We start from the raw sequence: 23,136 nt of genomic DNA on the forward strand, positions 1-23,136 counted from the left end.
AGGGTAAGATTATTGTATTAGCAGTTGGTATGGCGATAGTCGTCAAGAGTTAAATAATCAATATTTAATTTTCATTCAAATCCCACAAATCTTAACTGGAATGGTTCAAACTATTGTAATTATAGGCGGTGGCTTCGGCGGATTGCGGCTTGCGAGAAAGCTAAGTAAAAACAAGAATTTTGATATAACCCTCATCGACAGGTTTAATTTTCACCAATTTCAGCCGTTATTCTACCAGGTAGCTACAGCCGGCCTCGACGCCAGTAATATTTCGTTTCCGTTAAGAAAGGTCTTTCAGAGAGAAAAGAACATTCATTTCCGGATGGCCGACGTAAAGTCTATTGATGTTGCACAAAAAAAAGTTATTTCCGGCGAAGAAATATTTTCATACGATGTTCTCGTTCTGGCAACCGGCGCGGATACCAATTTCTTCGGCAACGAAGAACTGCAATCGCATGCCTACCCGATGAAAAGTACCGTGGAAGCTTTGCAAATAAAATACAAGCTGCTGAAAAACATAGAAGACGCCTTGTATGCCAAAGATGAAAAGCAATTACAAAGCCTGATGACGATCGTAATAGTGGGTGGCGGCCCGACTGGCGTAGAAATGAGCGGAGCCATTGCCGACATGCGAAGGTTTGTTTTTCCTAAAGACTATCCGGAACTGGATTTTAGTAAGATGAAAATCTACCTGCTGGAAGGAAGCCCAAGAACGCTGGCAGCCATGAGCGAAAAATCAAGTCATGATTCGTTTGAGTATTTAAAAAAATTAAATGTTATTGTGAAGACCGGCACTGTTGTAAATAATTATGACGGCTCAACGGTAGCTATGAAAAACGGCGAAACCATTGAATCTTCAATGGTAATTTGGGCGGCGGGGATCAAGGGGAATGTTCCCGAAGGAATTGATAACAGCATCATCGTAAGAGGTAACCGCATTACAGTAGATCGCTACAGTAAAGTAAAAGGCACTGAAAATATTTATGCAATTGGCGACGTAGCTTACATGGAAACTGAAAAATATCCGCATGGTCATCCACAAGTTGCCTCTGTTGCTATTGCCCAGGCAACCTCACTGGCGGAAAATTTAATAAAGATGGAAAAAAACGTTTCCATGAAAGAATTTGAATATCACGATAAAGGCTCATTGGCGACTGTGGGACGCAACCTTGCGGTTGTAGATATCCCGAAGCCAAAGTTGCACTTTAAGGGGTTTTTCGCCTGGCTTTTCTGGATGGTATTGCATCTCTATTTATTGCTTGGTGTTAAAAACAGGGTAGCAGTATTTTTTAACTGGATGTACAATTATATTACCTACGATCAAAATTTACGATTAATATTCCGTGCCTTTAAAAGATCTAAAAGCCAATGAAAAGAAACTCACATTTTTTACATGCTGAATGGAATAACCTGATAATGGCAAATTACGCCTGCCCCAAAGAAATTCTTTTGCCATTTCTTCCTCATAGAACTGAGCTTGACTTTTATAAGAACGAAACGTATGTAAGTCTTGTTGGTTTTATGTTTCTAAATACAAATATTAAAGGATTCAGTATTCCTTATCATATCAATTTCGAAGAAGTTAATCTTAGATTTTATGTGAAATATAATGACAACGGCAATTGGAAAAGAGGAACTGTATTCATTAAAGAGATTGTTCCGAAACCCGCTATCAGCTTTATTGCTAATAGTTTGTATAAAGAGAAATATTCAACTATGAAGATGAAACATTTTCACATAGAAAAGAATGATGTAATAGAAACTTGCTATGAATGGAAATATAACGACAAATGGAATAAGCTTGCAGCGGAATGCCATAAGAAATCTTTGCCTATGCGCATCAATAGCGAAGAAGAATTTATTGCAGAACACTATTGGGGTTATACCAAATTTAATGATTCAAAGACCTATCAGTATGAAGTGGAACATCCGCGTTGGGAAATTTTCCAGGTTTCAAATTATACAATAGACTGCGATTTTAAAGGAATTTATGGGAATGAATTTTCCTTTTTAGCTAATTCAAAACCTTCATCAGTTTTTATGGCAAAGGGCTCTGAAGTACGCATTCATAATAAAACAGTATTGCCTTAGGGGAATGATTTCATAAATGCTTTGGACTTGCTCTTAAATGCAGCGCTTTGATGTGGTATTTGTTCTTCGATCATCAATTTTATTTCAGGAATTATTTCAGGATATTTTTTTGCAAGCTTGGCGAGGATGCCGATTGAAAAAGCTTTAACAGCAACAGCTTCGTCCGGCGACTCGAGGTAGGTAAAGCAAATTTCCATTATTCGTCCTTCATATTTTACCGGGATATCGATAGCATCTAATAGTCTAACTGTGTTTCTTTTTATTGAATCATGAAGATTGTCTTTCTTTAAATTGCTGAGCAATTTTTCGAAGTTGCCTTTCATGAATTTTGGATGAGCTATGGCGGAATTACTTAACGGCCATGCAGCCCGTTGGGTAACCCTGTATTCGCTATTTAAAAAAAGATGAAATAACTCATTGAACCTTTCCTCGTTGTTGCCAATCCATTTTACAATTTTATTGCATTGTTGCTTTGAATATTCTTTTAAAATTTCATTTCGCAATTCCATAATTTCAAAAATGATCGTGGCGAAAATATTAAAAAGATAATGAGATTCAAAGCTTCCCGGAAGAGATATGTCAATGGCAATAAAGAACGATGTGTACCCAGCTCCATAGGAGCGACATGTCAGTAGAAGAAGTGGTAGTGAAGAATTTTCGAATAGCTCCGTAGGAGCGATATGTTTACGGTAACATTTTATCGAACGAATTTATTCATAAAATTCGAATAGATATTTTTCATCATATTCAACCCCAAATTTTATTAATATATCAAGATATTCATCCTTGAACGTTCTTTTCTTATGATGCATCGGTTGGTTCAAAATATAATTTACAACATCTAATGATTGGGATTTTGAATATGAAAATGCGCCAAATCCTTCTTGCCATAAAAAATTCTTTTCAAAATTTTTTTCTTTTATAAAAGATGACGAATTCGATTTAATAGTTCCGACCAAATTGGAAATAGCTATATCTGGCTTTATACTGACGAGGATATGCGTATGATCGGGCATGCAATAAATAGCGTATAATTTTTGTCTTTTTTCGGCTATAATTCCGGCTATATATTTTTGCAATTCAACACGAAAAGATTCTTTTATAAAATTTTGCCTTCCTTTTACGGCAAACACAATTTGAATGTATAATTGAGAATATGTATTTGGCATGATTTACGTTATTTAATGATGAAAGAATAGAATGGGAAATTATTGCCTTGGTTTTTAACATATCGCTCCTACGGAGCTCATCTACACCTGTGATTGTATCTTTTCTACTAACATATCGCTCCTACGGAGCTCACCCCCAAATGAGATATCTATTCTTGCTACTAACATATTGCTCCTACGGAGCTAAACTACAACTGTAATATTACATCCAACCACTCTAACCTATTACCGCTGTAGAATTAAACCGCTTTCAATAACGCACTCATCTTTCTCACCTCCTCTTTATTAACCACAACATGCTGCATTTTTTCATCTATCAATTCATTTTCATATTGCATGCTGCTATCTATAACCATACTCGCTGAACTGTGAAACTCAACGGCGCCGGTTCTTTCGGCGAGTTGAATAATATTGTCCGCATTTACTCCGGAACCGGGCATTATAATTATTCTGTCATCTGCCTGTTGAATCAATTTTTTAAGTAATGCAATACCATCAATTGCTTTTGGTCGTAATCCTGAGGTTAAGATTCTTTCGCAACCTATTTCTATTATATCTTCCATCGACTGCAAAGGATCTTCGGTTCTGTCGAATGCGCGGTGAAAGGTAACACCTAACGGATAGGCGTGTTCGATTAGTTGGCGGCATCTTTTTTTATCAACATTGCCACCCGGTGTCAATATACCTAAAACAACTCCGTCGCATCCCAGCGCTTTGCACGCGCCGACATCCTGCATCATAATTTCAAATTCGGCATCACTGTATAAGAAATCACCGCCCCGGGGCCGGATCATTACATATAATTCAATGGATAGTTTTTCTCTTGCCGCTTTAATAAATCCATAAGAAGGGGTAGTGCCTCCTTCAGTAGGGTTGTTGCACAACTCAATTCTGTTGGCACCCGCTTCCTGCGCAGCTATGCAACTTTCAATATTAAAACCGATTATTTCTAATTTCATTATTTCGTAAATCAATTATCAGCTGGAACGCCAAAGTTTTTTTTATTGAACTGACAATTAGCTAATGACTAGTCAACATTGCCTTTCACCCCTGTGTCTCAAAAATATATTTTGAAGGAATTAATTTTTCCTCGCCATTGCTTTTTACACAAAAAACAAAACCTTTTTGTAAGGCGTAAGCGCCGTATTCGCCATTTTTATTAAGTGCCAAAAATGCCAGCTGAAATGTTTTTGCTTTAGCCATATCTCTTTTTACTACTCTGTCAATGGCTTTGCGGCAGGCTGTTTCAGGCGAATCGCCTTGCCTCATAAATTCAACCACGAGGTGAGTTCCGCAAATCCGCATGTTCTCTTCTCCAACACCGGTAGATGTGGCAGCGCCCACTTCATTATCTACAAATATTCCGGCACCTATAATTGCAGAATCGCCTACACGCCCGTGAATCTTGAATGCCATGCCACTTGTTGTTACAGCTCCGCTCAAATTACCCGCAGCATCCAAAGCAACTAAACCCATTGTGTCATGATTGGCTGAGCCATCATCAAAAAAAGCCGGTGCAAATGGACCGTGTTGATCTTTATTTCCATCGGCGCCCTGCTGTTTTTCAATATTTATAACTGGTTTATACTCACTTTTTTTCAGCCACCCTTTGTAAGCATTTTCAGCATCGGGTGATAGTTCTTTAGGTTCCTTTGGAAAACCATTCTCAATCGCAAACTGCTGGGCTCCGTCACCCACGAGCATAATGTGTGGCGTGGTTTCCATAATTTTTCTCGCAACTGATACAGCATGTTTTATCTGTTCCATTCCCCCGACCGCTCCGCAGTTGGCTTTGTCATCCATAATGCAGGAGTCGAGTGTTACAATGCCATCCCGGTCAGGATATCCCCCAAGGCCAACGCAACAATTGATCGTATCTTCTATCTGCCTTGCGCCGGCTTCCACGGCGTCAAGGGCACGGCCGTTGGCTGATAATACCTTCCAGGCTGCAGTATTTACGTCTTTACCACTATCCCATGTTGAGATAACAATAGGTTTCGTTTGTGCCTTATCGTTACTGAATATATTTTTTACTGAAAGCATTGGCATAGCAAAGCTGGATAGCTGTAAAAATTTTCGTCTGTTAACCATAAATGATCTTTTAATAATTAGAAATATAATTTGTTTGCAGGTACCGGGTTTTATTTGCGATGAATTGATATCTTTTGAATCATTTCGTCCGACATGGGATCGGCAGACGGCCCATAACCATTTACCAAGGCACCTTTCGTATTGCCATCTATTGATTCAACGGCGTAAACAACGGCCTCGTCTGACGGATTGGATTCGCCTTCAAAACGATACACTTCTGTAATTTCAAACTCATGCGGATTGAGGCATTCATTGGTGTCGTTACAAATCAACTTGTCGAAAGCTATATTGAAATCCTTTACATAGCCCCTCGCTTTTAAACTATTGAGGGCACTGGAAACAGTGTCATAATTTTCCATTTTACTTTTTTTCAAAAATAAAACATTCCCTTTTAGTAATGCGTGACAGGATTACGCTTTCTTTATAAAATAAGGATACAGATACTTTATGTAAATTGCGTGCATAGACACTAAATGTGGATGAAAGAATTATATGAGTAAGAAATCAGGAAAAAAGAAGCAGGATGCTTTGGTGAAAGGAGTTTTAGATATAACACGCTCCGGTATTGGATACATAATGGCAGAAGGACGGGATAACGACGTTCTTGTAAAACCTAACGATTTTAATAAGGCTATGCATGGCGACACGGTTATGGTTAAACTAAAAGAATCTAATGGCCGCCGCATAGAAGGAGTAGTTGAAGAGATTATTGAGCGCAAACAAACTGAATTTATCGGCAACATAGACGTGAAAGAGAATTTTGCCTTCTTTAAACCCGATAGCCAAAAACCCGTGCCGGACTTCTACATTAGTACCAAAAATCTTAATGGCGCGAAAAACAATGACAGGGTAGTAGTAAAACTTTTGAATTGGGAAAAAGGAGAAAAAAAACCCGAAGGCGAAGTGATAACAGTTTTACAGGCGAAGGACATGAATGATATGGCGATGAAGGAAATCCTTATTCAAAATGGATTTCCGCTGGAGTTTCCCAAAGTTGTTTTGGATGAAGCTGGTGCGTTGAAGGAAACCATAGACGAAAAAGAGCTGGCTAAAAGAAAAGATTATCGAAGTGTTCTCACGTTTACTATCGATCCCGCCGATGCAAAAGATTTTGACGATGCACTTTCTATTCAAAAGATTGGAAAAGACGAATATGAAATTGGTATACACATTGCCGATGTAAGCCATTTTGTAAAACAAGGCAGTGAACTTGATAAAGAAGGTTACAGCCGGGCAACAAGCGTTTATCTGCCAGATCGCGTAAATCCTATGCTTCCCGAAAAAATATCTAACGAGCTTTGTTCACTCAGGCCGCATGAAGACAAACATACTTTCTCGGTTATTTTTAAAATAAGCAACAAAGGAAAAGTTAAAGATTACTGGCTGGGAAAAACTTTCATCCACAGTGATCATCGTTTTACCTACGACGAGGTACAGGAAATTATTGATACAAATACAGGAAAATTTGTCGAAGAAATTCTGCACCTGAATACACTCGCCAAAACTTTCCGGAAAGAGAGATTTAAAAACGGAGCAATTAATTTTTCTTCAACCGAAGTGAAGTTTCAATTAGACGAAACCGGCAAACCTGTTGGAATTGTTGTAAAAGAAAGTAAAGAATCGCACCAGTTAATTGAGGAATTTATGTTGCTGGCTAACCGAACCGTTGCGGCACATATTGATAAGATTAAGATTGACAAGAAGCCCATACCATTTCCATATCGAATACACGATACGCCCGACGAGGAGAAATTAAAACCATTCGTTGCTTTTGCAAAAAAATTCGGCTATAAATTTAATATGAACAATGAAGCCGAAGTAGCTGCTTCTTTCAATCAATTATTAGAAGATGTACATGGAAAGCCTGAACAGCATGTATTGGAACAGTTAGGCATCCGCACCATGGCAAAAGCTATTTATACTTCAGAAAATATCGGGCACTACGGATTGGGGTTTGAACATTATTGTCATTTTACATCACCCATTCGGCGATACCCCGATGTGATGGTGCACCGGATTCTGCAGGAAGTAATTGAAAAGAAAATTCATCCTGATAAAAACATGGAAGAAAAATGCAGGCATTGCAGTGCAAAAGAAAGAGCTGCCATGGACTCAGAGCGTGCCGGCAATAAATATAAACAGGTTGAATTTATGATGGATAAAGTGGGAGAAGATATGGAAGGTGTTATAAGTGGTGTCGCTTCATTTGGTTTTTGGGTAGAAACAGTGAATGAAAAATGTGAAGGTCTTGTTTCTGTAAGGGATCTTTCTGACTATGATGATTTCAGGCACGATGATACGGACTATGCATTGGTAGGCCTTCATACCGGCAAGAAATTCCGAATGGGCGATAAAATAAATATTAAGCTGGTTGCCGCCAACCTGGAAAAAAGACAACTTGATTTTGAGTGGATACCAGGAGTTGAAAATTTAAGGACAAAGGCAGTAAAGAAAAATAAGAATCATCCTCACAAAGGCAGGGAAAAATTTCGCCATGGGCATCAGAAAAAATAAATTTTCTCTTTCACTTCGTAAATAATTTACAAGCTATAAAAATTGATGAAAACAGAATGAATGAAGATAAGTTCATGAACGAAACGTCACCAGGTAAAGAGACGCTTGAAAAAAATCTAAAAGGAGTCGGCGATGCTCCTCAGCCGGCATTTTCCGGTCTTCATTCTTTTAAAGACCTATCCTTGCTTTTTGAAGAAAAATTCAACATTCGCCATTTTCCTGAATATCCAAATAGCCTTTATGATGCGTCGCAATATATACTAACGCTGGGCGGTAAACGCATAAGGCCTGTAATGTGTATTATGGGTAATGAACTGTTTGATGCCATTAATCCCGATTCTTGGCATATAGCTAATGCCATTGAGTTATTTCACAACTTTACACTAATCCACGATGATATTATGGATAGAGCACCATTACGTCGTGGCATGCAAACTGTTCATACAAAATTTGGTGAATCAACCGCGTTACTCGCCGGAGATGTTATGCTGGTTGCCGCCTATGATTGCATTAATAAGATAGGCAGTGAATATATCCATAAAGTGCTTGAAATCTTTAACCATACGGCAAGACAGGTATGTGAAGGCCAGCAGCTCGATATGGATTTTGAAAAAAATACAAGCGTAAGTTTTGATGAATACGAAAAGATGATTCAGCTTAAAACATCGGTATTGCTTGCTGCAAGCCTCAAACTAGGCGCTGTGCTTGGGGGCGCTGGCCTTGGCAACCAACAGCATTTATATGAGTTTGGGAAAAATCTTGGCATCGCTTTCCAGGTGCAGGATGATTATTTGGATGCCTTTGGAGACCCTGAAAAATTTGGCAAAAAACATGGGGGCGATATCACCTCCAACAAAAAAACATTTCTTTTAATACAGGCAATGAACATGTGTTCAAAAGCCCAGTTGGAAGAATTACAACAATTGCTTCAAAGCAATAGCGACGACAAAATATCAAGGGTTATCGGCATTTATAAATCGTGTAATGTTGATGAATGGGCAAAAGAGCTGAAACAAAAATATATGTCGAAAGCGTTGGATCATCTTGAAGAAACTGCTGTTCTTTCTTCCCGCAAAAAGCCACTTGAAGCGCTCTCACACTATTTGTTGGATCGGGAAATGTGAGCGGGCTATTTATTGCTCTGTTTTACAAGTTCCCCTAAGCTCATGCTAGAAATTCTTTTCAGCTTTAATTCATGTTATGTTGCATTGTCAATAAATAAAAAATAGATTTGTTGCATAATTCTAAAAATTATGTCCTGCAAGCATTCTTTGTTAGTCATCATTTGTGGAGGGTTATTAGTTCCTTTTGCAAATGAGGCGCAGAAAAATATTGATACGGCATCAACTCAACAGGAAATTTTAGCTAATAAAAATCTTTTTGATGACACTGATATTTTGCATTTTACCCTTTCCGGAAAGTTAAATAATCTATTTAACGACCGAAGTGATAATAGCTCTTATCATCCTGTTGGGTTGCAATATTTTGACAAAGACAGCAGCCTTGTTTCCATTCAACTTATGGTGAAAACAAGAGGGCATTTTCGGCGTATGAAAGGAATGTGTTCAATGCCTCCTCTCTTGTTGGATTTTCCGAAAGAACAAAATTTGAAGTCGGTATTTGCTTACCAGCATAAGCTTAAGTTAGTGGTTCCCTGCCAGGGTGATGACTTTGTTATAAGAGAATGGCTTGCTTATAAAATATATAATCTTGTTACCGAAAAAAGTTTTAAGGTAAGATTGGCGCAGGTTGAATTTGTTGATTCTTTGAAACAGCGAAAGACAGAAACGCATTATTGTTTTTTACTGGAAGATGATAAAAAAGTAGCTGACAGGAATCATGCCTACCTATCAAAGTCAAAAATGCTGCCTATGCGAAATACAAATAAGGATGATTTTCAAAAGATGGCTGTATTTGAATATTTAATTGGAAACACTGACTGGTCAGTTCCTTATTTGCAAAATATTGTATTAATTGACAGGCGCTCTACAGAGATGCCGATTCCCGTTCCTTACGATTTTGATCATGCGGGTATCGTGGATGCGTCGTACGCTGGCCCTGCACCTGAGTTAGGAATTAGTTCCAATCGCGAACGGCTCTATCGCGGTTATTGTGAAACAGACATGAAGAATTTCGCAGAGACCATTAAATTATTTAATCAATTAAAGGACTCGATATATGACCTATACAAAAATTGTCCACTGTTGAGCAAATCCTATGTTAAGTTTGTTAGCAGGTATTTTGATGATTTTTATAAAACGATTAACAGCGAAAGAAATCTCGAGCAGGAATTTGGAAAGCCTTGCCGGGAAAACGTTCGCATCGAATTAAAAGGCTTAAAAAAATAAACCCTTTCGCCGGACCCAGTAACAGCTACGATAAATTTCCCCTTCTCGGTTAATATAATATCCCTTTCATTTACGGCTGCTGCCGTAAGTTTACTTATTTTTAAATGAAATTAATTTATTGCTTAACTATTTTAATAAAACACTTCTTGTTTATTAAAATCATTTTTAAATAACCTTCTATGAAATTTAATTGTTTGTTCCTGTGTTTATGTTTTATTTCTGTAACATCATTCGCCCAGAATGATACGAATCAAATTGCAATAATACCGCAACCGGTAAAAGTTGTAAAAAATACAGGTCATTTTTTGTTGCCACAAACGATATCGATCGTGGCGCCGTCAGAACCGCAAATGAAACAGGTGATTGCTTTTTTAAGCGATCGTTTGTCAACGCCCACCGGCATTCCTGTGTCTGTGGCCAATTCAAGTGGTAACGCAACGGTTCAATTGATATTAAATAAAAAAGAAGATGATATCATTGGCAAGGAAGGGTATAATTTATCAGTTACTCCCGCCCATATTATTATAAAAGCTAATGATGCAGCAGGTTTATTTTACGGTGTGCAAACGCTTGTACAATTGTTTCCAAAAGAAATAGAAAGTAAATCACCTGTTCCCAACATTAAATGGGAAGCTCCCTGTGTTGATATAACAGATTATCCACGGTTTGGCTGGAGAGGATTAATGTTTGATGTGGCACGTCATTTCTTCACAAAAGAAGACGTGGAGAAATATATTGATGAAATGGTTCGCTATAAGTATAACCTGCTTCATCTTCATTTAACGGATGATGAAGGATGGCGTATAGAAATAAAAAGTTTACCGAAGCTAACTGAGGTTGGTGCGTGGAACGTAAAGAAGGTGGGCTATTTCGGAACGTTTTCTGTGCCTAAACCAGATGAGCCCCGCACCTATGGCGGCTTTTACACGCAGGATGATATTAAAGAAATTGTTCAATATGCAAAGGACAGGTTTGTAAATATTTTACCTGAAATAGATGTACCAGGCCATAGCCTTGCTGCCATCGCTGCTTACCCGGAACTATCCTGTTCGGGCGGTGTAAAAAATATCGGCGTGGCTTCAGGAGAAGAAATTAAAGACTGGGATACGCACACTGCCTTATATGATGACAATCTTTGCCCGGCTAACGAGAACGTGTACACGTTTTTGGATAAGGTATTAACTGAGGTGGCGAAACTATTCCCATTTGAATATATACATATGGGAGGCGATGAAACATTTAAAACTTTTTGGGAAAAGAGTGAAGCCATTAAAGCCCTGATGAAAAAGGAAGGGCTAAAAAATATGGAAGAAGTACAAAGTTATTTTGAAAAACGTGTCGAAAAAATTGTAGAATCAAAAGGTAAAAAGTTTATGGGTTGGGATGAAATTCTCGAAGGAGGTTTGGCGCCAAATGCTGTGGTGATGAGCTGGCGGGGAATGGACGGTGGAATAAAAGCAGCTAAAATGGGCCACGATGTGGTGATGAGCCCTACTGATTTTGCCTATATCGATTATATGCAGGGTGATTCTGCTATGGAGCCCCATATCTACGCAACCTTGCGGTTAAAGAAATCATATCAATTTGAACCCTTGCCCGATGGTGTGGATCCAAAATATATAAAAGGCGGCCAGGCAAATTTATGGACGGAGCAGGTGTATAATATGCGGCACGCAGAGTATATGACTTGGCCAAGAGCATTTGCGATTGCAGAAGATGTTTGGTCGCAAAAAGAAAATAAAAACTGGAACAATTTTGTTACCAGGGTTGAAAAACATTTTGCAAGGTATGATGTCGCCCAGATAAAATATGCTCCCAGCATGTACGATCCCATTATCAACGCAAGTGAGTCGCCCGATAAGAAATTGATTCTCGAACTAAGTACTGAAATTGATGGCCTCGATATCTATTATACATTTGATAATTCGTTTCCGGATAATTTTTACCCGAAATATACGGAACCCGTTATTGTGCCGGAGGATGCGGTGCAAGTTAAGCTGATTACATATAGAAATGGAAAACCGATCGGGAGAATGATGACAGTTTCTGTTGGTGAATTAAAAGCAAAGGCTGCGAAAAATTAATGTGAACAGTAGTCCCCATATTGCGGGGACTGTTTTCAATGTTACGGGATAATTATTTTTCTTGTAAATAGTAAGTAATTACCTTCGAAATAAATAATCAACGATGCTTGTAAAAAGTCCTTCACGGGTAATCTTATTGATTGCTGCAATTTTGTTTTCAAATCTTTCCTTTAGTCAGCAAATACCCAACACGCTTTCCCAAAAAGAAACACAGCAAGGGTGGAAACTTCTTTTCAATGGAAAAGATTTGGTTGGCTGGCACTCCTACCTGGAAAAAGTTGCCGGTAAAGCCTGGCAGGTACAGGACGGCATGATCTTTCTCAATAAAAATAACAAAAGTGTTTATGACGATTATGCTGACCTGGTAACTAATGACGAATACGAAAATTTCGATCTTAAAGTTGAATGGAAAATGGAACCATGCGCCAATAGCGGTGTCATGTTTTATGTGCATGAATCTCCACAGTTTAAAAACACTTATGAGTCAGGACCTGAAATGCAGATAGCTGATTTGGCCTGTAACGATGACGGACGCATACTGAAATGCAGGGCTGGCGATTTATATGATTTAATATCTGCCGATACAGAATGGGTAAATAAAGGCGGCCGGTGGAACCAGTACGAAATAATTGCCAAAGACGGCCATCTTACCTTTTTTATGAATGGTCATAAAACCATTGACACCCAAATGTGGGACGATCATTGGCGTGATATGATTAAGAACAGCAAGTTTGTTGAATGGCCTGGATTCGGGACCTACAAGAAAGGGCATATTTCTTTCCAGGGAACTGAAAATGGAAAATTGTGGTATCGCAATATTAAGATCAGGAAATTATAAATTCATCACACTAATTAAATCTAATTACACGAATTGCACGAATTTTTAGTTGCAGGCAACCTGTAAAATAGATTCGTTTACACTATTACGTTAGTTTATTTATTTTAATTCGTGTAATTCGTGCCAAAAAATTCGTGTAATCAAAACATAACATTTATGGAAGACAATAAAACTCCGGATAAAAAGAATATCAGCCGTGGAGAATTTATTAAAAATACCGGCTTAACAGCGGCGGCATTTTCTATTGTTCCCCGCCACGTATTGGGCGGAAAGGGCTTCGTAGCCCCAAGTGATAAATTATATATAGCAGCCGTCGGCTGCGGAGGTGAAGCAGAAAATGACATTCATCATTATGCAACGGCTCCAAAAAAAAATGCAGTAATTTCTTTTTTATGCGACGTGGATGATCGCATGGCGGCGCCACGCCGTAAAGAATTTCCCAATGCAAAATTTTATTATGACTGGCGGGAAATGTTCGAAAAAGAAAGTAAACATTTTGATGCTGTTTCGGTTGCCATTCCCGATCATAATCATGCTATTGTCGGATTAAGTGCGATGCAATTAAAAAAACACTTGTATTTACAAAAGCCATTAACGCATGATATTTATGAAGCACGCATTCTCACGCAGGCGGCGGAAAAATATAAGGTAGTTACGCAAATGGGCGACCAGGGCGCATCCTGCGATGGCATGAGAACAATGCGAGAATGGTTTGAAGCTGGTTTGATTGGCGATATAACCAGTGTTTACAATTGGACTAACCGTCCCGTGTGGCCTCAGGGAATTCCCTGGCCAAAAGACCGACCGCCGGTTCCCAAAGAATTAAAATGGGATTTATGGCTCGGGACAGCTCAACAGACTGAGTACTTTGATAATCTTGTTCCCTTTAATTGGCGCGGATGGTGGCGTTTTGGTACCGGGGCTTTGGGTGATATGGCTTGCCACATTATTGGGCCTGCATTTAAGTTATTGGAACTGGGCTATCCAACAGAGGTAACGTGCAGTGCTAGCACTATTTTTTCGGGCATCTTCCAGGAAAGTGATTATCCTGAAAGTATTCCGGTGTCAAGTAAGCTTCGCTATAAATTTATTTTGAAAGACGGACATGAATTGAAATTATATTGGATGGATGGCGGTATGGTTCCCGACCGGCCCGATGAACTTGATCCGGATGTAAATATGAATGAGGCATTGTGTGATGTGCCTGAGGAAAATGATTTTGAAGGCGGCTCCTTATTTATCGGAACAAAAGGAAAAGTTTCCTGCGGTTGGGGTGGCAGTCATCCCCGATTACTCCCGCTTTCATTGAATAAAGATGTAAATGTTCCTAAGAAATATCCACGGATAGAAGGTGGAATGGATGGACATTGGTGGCAATGGATTGATGCATGTATTGCCGGTTATGGCAACATGGAAGTGGATTCGCCTTTTGTAGGGTATGCGGGACCGTTAACTGAGACCGTGCTCATGGGTAACTTACTTTTGCGCAGTTTCAATATCCGCAACAAGGTAAAAAGACACGACCCGGTTTATGGAGATGTGGAAGATATAACAACACCCGGTCGTTATATTACTTATAAATGGGATGGTGCCAATATGAGGATTACCAATTTTGAAGCTGGCAATCAATTTGTAAAAAGAGAATACCGGCAAGGCTGGGGAGAATTAAAATTATAAAATAACCTACTTAAAAAACTCGTGAGTATCCAGTTCACTCTCATTTGTAGAGGGGTTGGGATGAAGCCATCATCATGAAACGTAACTATTATATTGTAAGTCTCATCATGCTTACATTTTTCGTAATTTCTTTTCTTACAAATATTATAGGGCCTTTAATGCCCGATATCATTAAGGGATTTCATCTAAGCCTTACATTGGTAGCATTGCTTCCATTCGCTTTTTTTATTGCTTATGGGGTGGTTTCTATTCCCACAGGAATGCTGGTGGAAAAATATAAAGAGAAGAGGATCATGATAACAGGATTTATCGTGGCTTTCTTTGGAGCTCTCTTATTAGCGTTAGTTCCCAACTATTTAACGGCTGTGATCTCTCTCTTTCTTATAGGTTCCGGAATGGCCATGTTGCAGGTTGTAATCAATCCTTTGTTGCGCACATCGGGTGGTGAAGAGCATTATTCATTTAATTCCGTGATGGCTCAGTTGATTTTTGGTATCGCTTCTTTTATTAGCCCCGGCGTATATTCTTATTTTGTTTTGCATCTCAATAACAGTGAAAATGCACGAGGTAGCTTTCTAAGTGTCTTTAGTTCTTTTGTTCCTGCTGATTTACCCTGGATATCGCTTTACTGGCTGTTTACTGTTATATGCCTGCTGATGATTCTTATTATTTTATTTTCAAAATTTCCCAAAGTAGAATTGAATACAGATGAGAAAGCGGGGGCTCTACAAACGCATATAATGTTGTTCAAAAAGCCCGTTGTTATTCTTTACTTTATCGGAATATTTTGTTATGTGGGTACAGAACAAGGCGTTGCAAACTGGATCTCTCAATTCTTATATACTTATCATGGTTACGATCCGCAGACGACAGGGGCTGATGCCGTTGCTTATTTCTGGGGATTGATGACGGCAGGTGGCGTTATTGGATTATTGCTTCTGAAAATTATGGATCAGCGAAAGGTATTAATCGGTTTTACTTTGCTTGCGTTGGCAAGTTTAACCCTGGCGCTTTATGGGTCTGCTAAAATTTCGCTTATAGCTTTCCCGTTAGTTGGCTTCTTTGCATCGGTAATGTATCCTGGTATTTTTTCATTGGCATTAAATTCAGTTAAAGAGCATCATGGCTCATTTGCGGGCATACTCGTTACCGGCATTATCGGCGGTGCGGTAATTCCTTTGATCATCGGCTGGCTTGGTGATCACTTCGGGCTTCGGTCAGGTATGCTTTTCATCTATATAACCATGGGATATATTCTCAGCATAGGTTTTTGGGCACGTCCTCTTATAACTAACAAAACGATTGATCTTTTTAAAAGAGAAAAACACGTTAGTTGATTATTTCCCACTAAGGCACGAGGAACACAAAGAAATATAATTGGTACTATTTGTGACTTTGTGTGATATATCGTTTCTGGTAATTCACCATCTAATCCTGCCCCGGTTTATCTCCTACAAACCAATGTTCTTTATTTTTAAACAACACATTAAATGTTGTGAAAGAACCGTAGATGCGTGTGATGTATTGTTGCAGGTTTACCTTTTCTTCGTCGGTAAGATTTTTATTGCTGTTGATATTTTGTTCCAGCACGCGAAGCCTGTCTCGTGCCATAACTATTTTATGAAAGAAAATCTCTATTGGAATTTCTTTTGGTTTTAAGGAATGGTCTTTGGGTTGTAATAGCATTGTTCCGCCAACCCATCTGTCACCCAATTTCACGATTTCGCTAACGTCGCCCCATAAACGCAATATTTTTAATAATGATTTCTCTACATTAGAATTGGTCTCTATTTCTTCAGTTACATTTTCAGGTTGAATATCGTCCAGCTTGCTCTCTGTTTTATCAATTTCGATAATGCCGTGATGTATAAATGATACAAGGTAAGTAGCGTAACGAATGCCTACAATTACTCCAGGCCCATGAATGGTATGTTGCAGTCTTGTTCCAATTCCTAACAGTGTTTGTTCCATATAATATGTTTGTTACAAAGAAATAAAATTTCGGTAGAAAAAGTTCTTTTAATTATGTTTCACTTGTGCCTTCAATGCCTGCTAACCGAAGTAATCCACCACGTATTTCCAAAAGGATCCTTTACGCCGCCGCTTCGGCCATAACTTTGATTGGCCAATTCAGATATCACAGTTCCACCGTTGTTAATTGATTTTTTGAAAGTTTCATCCGCATCCTCAACATAAATAAACATGCCGGCATTTAGCACTCCATAAACATCCGTGCTGTCTGCCAACATAATCGTGCTCCCGCCAATCATTATTTCAGCATGCATAATAGTATATTCATCTCTCATTGCATTATAAGTTTCCGTTGCACCAAATACAATTTGCATAAATGAAATAAATTGTTTTGCATTTTTTACGATCAGGTAAGGCATTACTGTTTGATAATTTTCCGGAATTTTCGCATCTTTTGCCATAAAAATTTGTTTAAGATGTTAATAGATTGGGTAGTAGCCAGACTACTTTCTTAATAGTATAGAAAGAATTCTGGGTATTGCATTTTCATCATCATCGTCAAAATATTCGTCAATATCAATGGGCATCATTCCAAATTTTTTTGCAGAATGGATAAATTCTGAAATGTGATGATTATAACACGTAACTACGTGCTGACCATCTTCGATGTTAAACCGTGCCTTTGTACCGGTGTATTGCTTAAATGGATGCAGTTCGCCGATATAAACATGTGCGCCTGTGTTCAATTTTTTGGAAACTTCATTAAAAATGTGATCGAGATTTTGAATATGCTCCAGCACAAGGCTAAAACTGACCAGGTCGTATAGCAGATTAGTAAATGTCCACCCTATCGTTATATCAGCTTGTAAAAATTGAACATGCGTTGCGCTTATTTTTTCTTTTGCTTTTGCAAGCATTTTTTCTGAAAGGTCAATGGCTGTAACCTGCTTAGCTTTTTCGAGTAGCCATGTCGTATTTTTGCCCGTGCCGCAGCCAATTTCCAAAACTGAATCAAATGAAATATTTGATAACGTATTTCGCAAGGCAAGTGCTTCAAGGTCTCTTGTTTTGTTACCATTAGTATCGTATTGTTCAGCCCAGTAGTTGTAAGATTGTTGTACGTTCATTCTTTTTTTTGATAAAGTAAAGTGATTTTCGGTTGATGATTTATATCTTAATAAAAATAAAATAAATTGAAACGTATTTATAAATACATTTAATAAAAATTGCCGATGACTTTCCTGGTTATTATTTTGTGCATTGCAGGCCTCGTGTTGATGATTACGTGGGGAAAAATAAATCCCTTTCTCGCCTTTTTAGTTGTATCAATTGCTGCCGGTCTTTTATTAGGAATTCCTTTTGACCAGGTCGTTGCGTCAGTGCAAAAAGGAGTAGGAGACACGCTGGGTTCACTGGTTATTATAATTGCCCTCGGCGCCATGCTCGGCAAATTAGTAGCGGATAGTGGTGCCGCCCAAAAAATTGCAGCGGTAATGATGACGGCTTTTGGCGAGAAACATATTCAATGGGCACTGGTGGTTACTGGTTTTATAGTGGGTATTCCATTATTTTATGGCGTTGGCTTTGTGTTACTGGTGCCTTTAATATTTTCTGTTGTTTATCAATATAAATTACCTGCCGTATATATCGGCTTACCCATGCTGGCGGCGTTATCTGTTACTTTTGGTTTCCTGCCGCCGCATCCGGCGCCTACAGCATTGGCGGTTCAATTCCACGCCAATATAGGGTTGACATTAATCTATGGGCTCATCATTTCAGTGCCGGCAATAATTATTGCAGGTCCTGTTTTTGCGAGGTCGTTAAAGAAAATTCATTCAGAACCCCTTGAGACTTTTCGTGGAAAGACGTTGCCGAAAGAGCGTTTACCTGGTGGCGTTAGTAGTTTCCTGTCGGCGCTTTTACCGGTGTTCCTTCTTATGATTTCCACGCTGTTGCTACAGGTTATTGCAAAAGATACTATGTTTGGCCGCATTATTTCTTTTGTAGGAGACCCTGCCGTTGTTATGATTATTGCGTTGGCGGTAGCCACCTACACGCTCGGCGTAAAACAGGGAATTACCATTAAGAATGTTATGATGATTTATGCAGATGCCGTGAAAGACATTGCGGTGATATTGCTGATCATCGGCAGCGCGGGCGCATTAAAACAGGTATTGACAGATAGTGGCGTAAGCGAGCATATCGCTTCGCAGTTGAATGGAGTAAATATACCTCCATTGGTGCTCGCATGGATTATTGCTGCCATTATAAGGATTTGTATTGGGTCGGCTACAGTGGCAGGTCTTACCACGGCAGGAATTTTGGCACCTATAATCACTGCAAGCCATGTTAATCCCTGTTTAATGGTGCTATCTATAGGAGCAGGAAGCCTTGCCTGTTCACACGTAAATGATTCTGGTTTCTGGATGTTCAAAGAATATTTTAACCTTAGCCTAAAAGATACTTTTCGCTCATGGACACTTATGGAATCAATTATTTCTGTAGTGGGATTGGCGGGTGTATTAATTTTGAATCTCTTTGTATAACACTTTAAACTTATTTATGGAAAATAACAATGCTTCACAAAATTTTATAGAAACGGGACTAACGCTTCCGCCGGCGCCAACGCCTATGGGAGTGTATAAACCATTTCTTATCGATGGAAATCATTTATATGTGTCAGGGCACGGGCCGGTTAAAAACAACGGAACCTTAATTACAGGAAGAGTGGGTGATACCCTTGATATTGAAGAAGGAAAGAATGCAGCGCAACAGGTTGGCTTAACAATTCTTTCAACAATAGTAACTAATCTCGGCAGCCTCAATAAAGTAAAACGTGTAATTAAAGTTTTAGGAATGGTAGGTTGTACACCTGATTTTGAAAAACATCCTGACGTTATTAATGGTTGCAGCGAATTGTTTAAAAAAGTATGGGGTGAAGAAAATGGAGTGGGCGTGCGGAGCGCCGTAGGCATGGGCTCGTTGCCCGGAAATATTCCGGTTGAAATAGAAGCCTTATTTGAATTGTATTAACCAGTAACATGAATAACCCGGCTATAATGGACAACAACTGGTACCTCATAAATGATATCGATACGATTGATTCACCCGCCTTGGTTATCTATCGTAAAAGAGTACTCGAAAACATCAGCACAATGCTTTCGATGATTGACGACGTGAAGAGATTGCGTCCGCATGTTAAAACACATAAAGTGAAGGAAGCGGTTTTGTTAATGATGAAAGCGGGCGTGCACAAATTTAAATGTGCTACAATTGCAGAAGCTGAAATGCTCGGTTTATGTTCAGCACCCGATGTTTTGCTCGCCTATCAGCCGACTAAACCAAAGTTGAAACGTTTCATCGAAGTCATAACAAAATATCCATTAACAAAGTTTTCCTGTATTGCTGATAATATTATTTCAGCAAAAGAAATTGGCGATGAAGCGGAAGCTAACAATATTTTAATTCCTGTTTATATTGATTTAAATGTTGGTATGAACCGCACGGGAATTGCGCCAGGTAATGATGCAATAGAGCTTTACAAGAACTGCAATCATATTGCGGGAATTCGGACTGTTGGGTTGCATGCTTACGACGGTCATATTCGCAATCCGGATATTGAGCAACGCAGTATTGAGTGTGATGCTGCCTTTGAGCCGGTGATACAAATGCAAAATATTTTGTTGAATGATGGATTAACGAAACCTGTTATTGTCGCCGGTGGATCGCCTACGTTTCCAATTCATGCTAAAAGAAAAGAAATTGAATGCAGTCCCGGCACATTTATTTATTGGGATAATGGTTACCTGGTTACCTGCAAAGAACAATCGTTTATCCCTGCGGCGTTAGTACTAAGCCGGGTGATCTCTTTACCATCTCAAACAAAATTGTGTCTCGACCTTGGGCATAAATCGATCGCGGCGGAGAACATATTAGAGAAACGTGCGTATTTTTTAAATGCACCTGAATTAAAGTTTACCGGCCAAAGTGAGGAACACCTGGTGGCCGAAGCGCCGCCGGATCATAATTATAAAATCGGTGATGTACTATATGGATTGCCTTATCATATTTGTCCGACTGTAGCCTTGTACGAAAGAGCATTGGTTGTTGAGAATAACAAAGTAGTTGATGAATGGAAAATCATTGCAAGAGACAGGAAGATTAATATTTAAGTGACTAGATAAATTTCAACCTACACTATATGTTTATAGTTGATGCCCACCTTGATCTTAGCATGAATGCAATGGAATGGAACCGTGATTTAAGAAAACCGCTTTCTGAAATTAATGAAAGAGAGCGGGGACTAACGGACAAGCCTGACCGGGGAAATGCAACGATTTCCCTCCCTGAATTGCGTAAAGGAAATGTAGGATTAGTTGTTGCTACACAAATCGCCCGTTATGTTTCTGCTTCAAATCCTTTGCCGGGATGGCATTCGCCTGACCAGGCCTGGGCACAAACGCAAGGGCAACTTGCCTGGTACAAAGCAATGGAAGAATCCGGAGAAATGATACAGATCAGTAATCTCTCATCACTTCAAAAACATGTTGCTTTATGGCAAGAAGGAAACAATAAGCAGCAAAAACCCATTGGTTATGTTTTAAGTCTTGAAGGGGCAGATTCGCTAGTAACAATTGAGCATTTAGAGCGTGCCTGGAATTATGGTTTGCGTGCGCTAGGGCCTGCCCATTATGGCGAAGGCCGTTATGCAAATGGAACCGATAGCCAGGGAATGATGCGTTCTAACGGCATAGCCTTGTTGAAAGAAATGGAAAGGCTCAATATTATTTTAGATGCAACACATTTATGTGATGATGCTTTCTGGCAGGCACTTGATAATTTTAATGGTCACGTATGGGCCAGCCACAATAATGTTCGATCGATCGTAAATCATAACCGCCAGTTTAGCGATGATCAAATAAAGGCATTGATTGAAAGAGATGCGGTAATAGGTGGCGCATTGGATGCCTGGATGATGGTTCCCAACTGGCAGCGTGGCGTATCTATGCCAAAAGAAATGCATTGCAATCTTGAAAAAATTATGGATCACTATGATCACATTTGCCAGATCGCCGGAAACGCCTTGCACATAGGCGTTGGTACTGATCTCGATGGCGGGTACGGACGAGAGCAGTGTCCTTACGACCTGGAAACTATTGCTGATCTGCAAAGACTACCTTCCCTGTTTTATAAGAGAGGTTACTCGAAAGAAGATGTAGAAAATATCATGCATGGCAATTGGTTGCGGTTTTTAACAAAAGCATGGACGTAATAAATTGTAAATAAAGTTAGATTTCGTGAAGGGATTAAATAATTAATTATGCATCACTCACCTTGCTTTTTGCTTCTGGTAGTTACGCTGTTGTTTCATAAAATAATTTTTGCACAATCATTTAAAATAGGAACCCTTGATGTTTATGGTAACAGGAAAGTAGATGCTGGTTTAGTCCCGGAACGTTTAGGATTGAAAGTGGGCGACAGTGTTAGCATAAAAAATTTAAAACAACAAGGTGCGACGCTAAAATTGGAGCAGATACCCGGAGTTAAACACGCATCTGTTAATCCTGTTTGCTGCGATACTGCCAATAACCTGATGCTATTTATAGGTATTGGTGAATCCGACTCCTGTATTTTAAAATACAGGAATGCTCCAAAACAAAAAATTGCTTTGCCCGGATATATGATGGCTGCTTACAAGAGTATAGAAGATCAATTAGAGGTGGCAATTAGGAGCGGCCATGCCACTGAAGATGATTCCAATGGCTATGCCTTAGCCACGTATATGCCTATACGAAAAGAGCAGAATAAATTTCTTGGTTTTGCCCGGGACAATTTTTCAATATTGGCCAATGTTTTAAAAAAGTCAGCAAATGCGTCTGAACGGGCAGCTGCCGCCGAAATAATTGCCTATTCGCTCGACAGGAAAACTGTGGTTGACTGTTTGTTAAATGCCATCGATGACCCGGACGATGAAGTAAGAAATAATGCCACCAGGGCGCTCGGGGTGCTGGCAGGCTATCTTGCATTGCATCCCGGATTAAAAATTTCGGTTCCCGCCAGGCCTTTTATTAGAATGATTACTTCAATAGTCTGGACAGATAGAAATAAGGGAGCAATGGTGTTAATGCAGTTAACTCAAAGTCGCGATCGAAGCTTATTGAATGAGATAAAACAACAGGCGCTTCCTTCAATTATTGAAATGGCTAAATGGGAAGACAGGGGCCATTCATTAACCTCTTTTGTTTTACTCGGCAGGATAGCAGGTGAAGATGAAAAGACACTCATCGCAAGAAATTTTTCTGCCGGTTGGCCCACCGAAGTAGAATCAATGGTTAAGAAATGTTACAGGTAAA

At 39.2% G+C, this 23,136-nt stretch carries 22 protein-coding genes; 14 read left to right on the forward strand and 8 right to left on the reverse strand.

Annotation, left to right across the window (positions count from 1 at the left end; all coding sequences use genetic code 11):
- The first annotated feature begins 100 nt into the window (after positions 1 to 100).
- On the forward strand, positions 101 to 1,372 hold the full coding sequence (locus ACO1O5_RS11600; RefSeq protein ID WP_486270350.1) for an NAD(P)/FAD-dependent oxidoreductase: 1,272 nt from the start codon (positions 101 to 103) through the stop codon (positions 1,370 to 1,372).
- A complete protein-coding gene (locus ACO1O5_RS11605) occupies positions 1,369 to 2,091 on the forward strand; it encodes a YqjF family protein (protein ID WP_486270352.1) in 723 nt (240 codons plus the stop codon). The genes ACO1O5_RS11600 and ACO1O5_RS11605 overlap by 4 nt, the downstream gene beginning before the upstream one ends.
- Here ACO1O5_RS11605 and ACO1O5_RS11610 read toward each other — a convergent pair.
- The 5 genes from ACO1O5_RS11610 to ACO1O5_RS11630 form a co-directional block, all read right to left on the reverse strand.
- Positions 2,088 to 2,600, reverse strand: coding sequence for a hypothetical protein (locus ACO1O5_RS11610; RefSeq protein ID WP_486270354.1), 513 nt, complete (start codon positions 2,598 to 2,600; stop codon positions 2,088 to 2,090). The two genes, ACO1O5_RS11605 and ACO1O5_RS11610, sit on opposite strands and share 4 nt — an antisense overlap.
- 201 nt (positions 2,601 to 2,801) lie before the next feature.
- Complete coding sequence (tnpA, locus tag ACO1O5_RS11615) at positions 2,802 to 3,260, reverse strand: IS200/IS605 family transposase (RefSeq protein ID WP_486270355.1); 459 nt, start codon at positions 3,258 to 3,260, stop codon at positions 2,802 to 2,804.
- Positions 3,261 to 3,499: 239 nt separating this feature from the next.
- Positions 3,500 to 4,219 (reverse strand): copper homeostasis protein CutC, encoded by a 720-nt coding sequence (locus tag ACO1O5_RS11620; protein ID WP_486270357.1) that lies wholly within the window; start codon positions 4,217 to 4,219, stop codon positions 3,500 to 3,502.
- Positions 4,220 to 4,304: 85 nt separating this feature from the next.
- Positions 4,305 to 5,351, reverse strand: coding sequence for a glycosylasparaginase (locus tag ACO1O5_RS11625; RefSeq protein ID WP_486270359.1), 1,047 nt, complete (start codon positions 5,349 to 5,351; stop codon positions 4,305 to 4,307).
- A 50-nt stretch (positions 5,352 to 5,401) separates the two neighbouring features.
- Complete coding sequence (locus tag ACO1O5_RS11630) at positions 5,402 to 5,710, reverse strand: phosphoribosylpyrophosphate synthetase (protein WP_486270361.1); 309 nt, start codon at positions 5,708 to 5,710, stop codon at positions 5,402 to 5,404.
- A 133-nt stretch (positions 5,711 to 5,843) separates the two neighbouring features.
- Between ACO1O5_RS11630 and rnr the strand changes: the two genes are divergently transcribed.
- The 7 genes from rnr (at position 5,844) to ACO1O5_RS11665 (ending at position 16,149) form a co-directional block, all read left to right on the forward strand.
- On the forward strand, positions 5,844 to 7,865 hold the full coding sequence (gene rnr, locus ACO1O5_RS11635; protein WP_486270363.1) for a ribonuclease R: 2,022 nt from the start codon (positions 5,844 to 5,846) through the stop codon (positions 7,863 to 7,865).
- 56 nt (positions 7,866 to 7,921) lie between these two features.
- A complete protein-coding gene (locus ACO1O5_RS11640; protein ID WP_486270365.1) occupies positions 7,922 to 8,989 on the forward strand; it encodes a polyprenyl synthetase family protein in 1,068 nt (355 codons plus the stop codon).
- Positions 8,990 to 9,118: 129 nt separating this feature from the next.
- Complete coding sequence (locus ACO1O5_RS11645; protein WP_486270367.1) at positions 9,119 to 10,213, forward strand: hypothetical protein; 1,095 nt, start codon at positions 9,119 to 9,121, stop codon at positions 10,211 to 10,213.
- A 179-nt stretch (positions 10,214 to 10,392) separates the two neighbouring features.
- Positions 10,393 to 12,297, forward strand: coding sequence for a beta-N-acetylhexosaminidase (locus tag ACO1O5_RS11650; protein ID WP_486270369.1), 1,905 nt, complete (start codon positions 10,393 to 10,395; stop codon positions 12,295 to 12,297).
- A gap of 103 nt (positions 12,298 to 12,400) precedes the next feature.
- Entirely contained in the window at positions 12,401 to 13,135 is a 735-nt protein-coding gene (locus tag ACO1O5_RS11655) for a 3-keto-disaccharide hydrolase (protein ID WP_486270370.1), read from the forward strand.
- A 156-nt stretch (positions 13,136 to 13,291) separates the two neighbouring features.
- Complete coding sequence (locus tag ACO1O5_RS11660; protein ID WP_486270372.1) at positions 13,292 to 14,812, forward strand: Gfo/Idh/MocA family protein; 1,521 nt, start codon at positions 13,292 to 13,294, stop codon at positions 14,810 to 14,812.
- A 74-nt stretch (positions 14,813 to 14,886) separates the two neighbouring features.
- The gene (locus tag ACO1O5_RS11665) at positions 14,887 to 16,149 is read left to right on the forward strand and encodes an MFS transporter (RefSeq protein WP_486270374.1); all 1,263 of its coding nucleotides are present in this window, start codon (positions 14,887 to 14,889) and stop codon (positions 16,147 to 16,149) included.
- A gap of 91 nt (positions 16,150 to 16,240) precedes the next feature.
- Here the strand turns inward: ACO1O5_RS11665 and ACO1O5_RS11670 are convergent, their stop codons facing one another.
- The 3 genes from ACO1O5_RS11670 to ACO1O5_RS11680 all read right to left on the reverse strand — a co-directional run bounded on the left by ACO1O5_RS11670 (position 16,241) and on the right by ACO1O5_RS11680 (position 17,910).
- The gene (locus ACO1O5_RS11670) at positions 16,241 to 16,783 is read right to left on the reverse strand and encodes a hypothetical protein (RefSeq protein WP_486270376.1); all 543 of its coding nucleotides are present in this window, start codon (positions 16,781 to 16,783) and stop codon (positions 16,241 to 16,243) included.
- Between the two features lie 71 nt (positions 16,784 to 16,854).
- Positions 16,855 to 17,244 carry a VOC family protein gene (locus ACO1O5_RS11675; protein ID WP_486270378.1) on the reverse strand — a complete coding sequence of 130 codons (390 nt, stop codon included), beginning with the start codon at positions 17,242 to 17,244 and terminating at the stop codon, positions 16,855 to 16,857.
- Positions 17,245 to 17,286: 42 nt separating this feature from the next.
- A complete protein-coding gene (locus ACO1O5_RS11680; RefSeq protein WP_486270380.1) occupies positions 17,287 to 17,910 on the reverse strand; it encodes a class I SAM-dependent DNA methyltransferase in 624 nt (207 codons plus the stop codon).
- 105 nt (positions 17,911 to 18,015) lie between these two features.
- On the opposite strand from ACO1O5_RS11680, the gene ACO1O5_RS11685 reads away from it, so the two are divergent.
- The 5 genes from ACO1O5_RS11685 to ACO1O5_RS11705 are packed head-to-tail and all read left to right on the forward strand — an operon-like array spanning position 18,016 to position 23,135.
- Positions 18,016 to 19,329, forward strand: coding sequence for a gluconate:H+ symporter (locus ACO1O5_RS11685; protein ID WP_486270382.1), 1,314 nt, complete (start codon positions 18,016 to 18,018; stop codon positions 19,327 to 19,329).
- 16 nt (positions 19,330 to 19,345) lie between these two features.
- Positions 19,346 to 19,816 (forward strand): RidA family protein, encoded by a 471-nt coding sequence (locus ACO1O5_RS11690; protein ID WP_486270384.1) that lies wholly within the window; start codon positions 19,346 to 19,348, stop codon positions 19,814 to 19,816.
- A gap of 8 nt (positions 19,817 to 19,824) precedes the next feature.
- Complete coding sequence (locus ACO1O5_RS11695) at positions 19,825 to 20,955, forward strand: D-TA family PLP-dependent enzyme (RefSeq protein WP_486270386.1); 1,131 nt, start codon at positions 19,825 to 19,827, stop codon at positions 20,953 to 20,955.
- A gap of 29 nt (positions 20,956 to 20,984) precedes the next feature.
- A complete protein-coding gene (locus tag ACO1O5_RS11700) occupies positions 20,985 to 22,055 on the forward strand; it encodes a dipeptidase (protein ID WP_486270388.1) in 1,071 nt (356 codons plus the stop codon).
- A 48-nt stretch (positions 22,056 to 22,103) separates the two neighbouring features.
- Positions 22,104 to 23,135, forward strand: coding sequence for a HEAT repeat domain-containing protein (locus tag ACO1O5_RS11705; RefSeq protein ID WP_486270389.1), 1,032 nt, complete (start codon positions 22,104 to 22,106; stop codon positions 23,133 to 23,135).
- The last annotated feature ends 1 nt before the right edge of the window (position 23,136 follow it).

It is taken from the genome of Ginsengibacter sp., assembly GCF_057362405.1.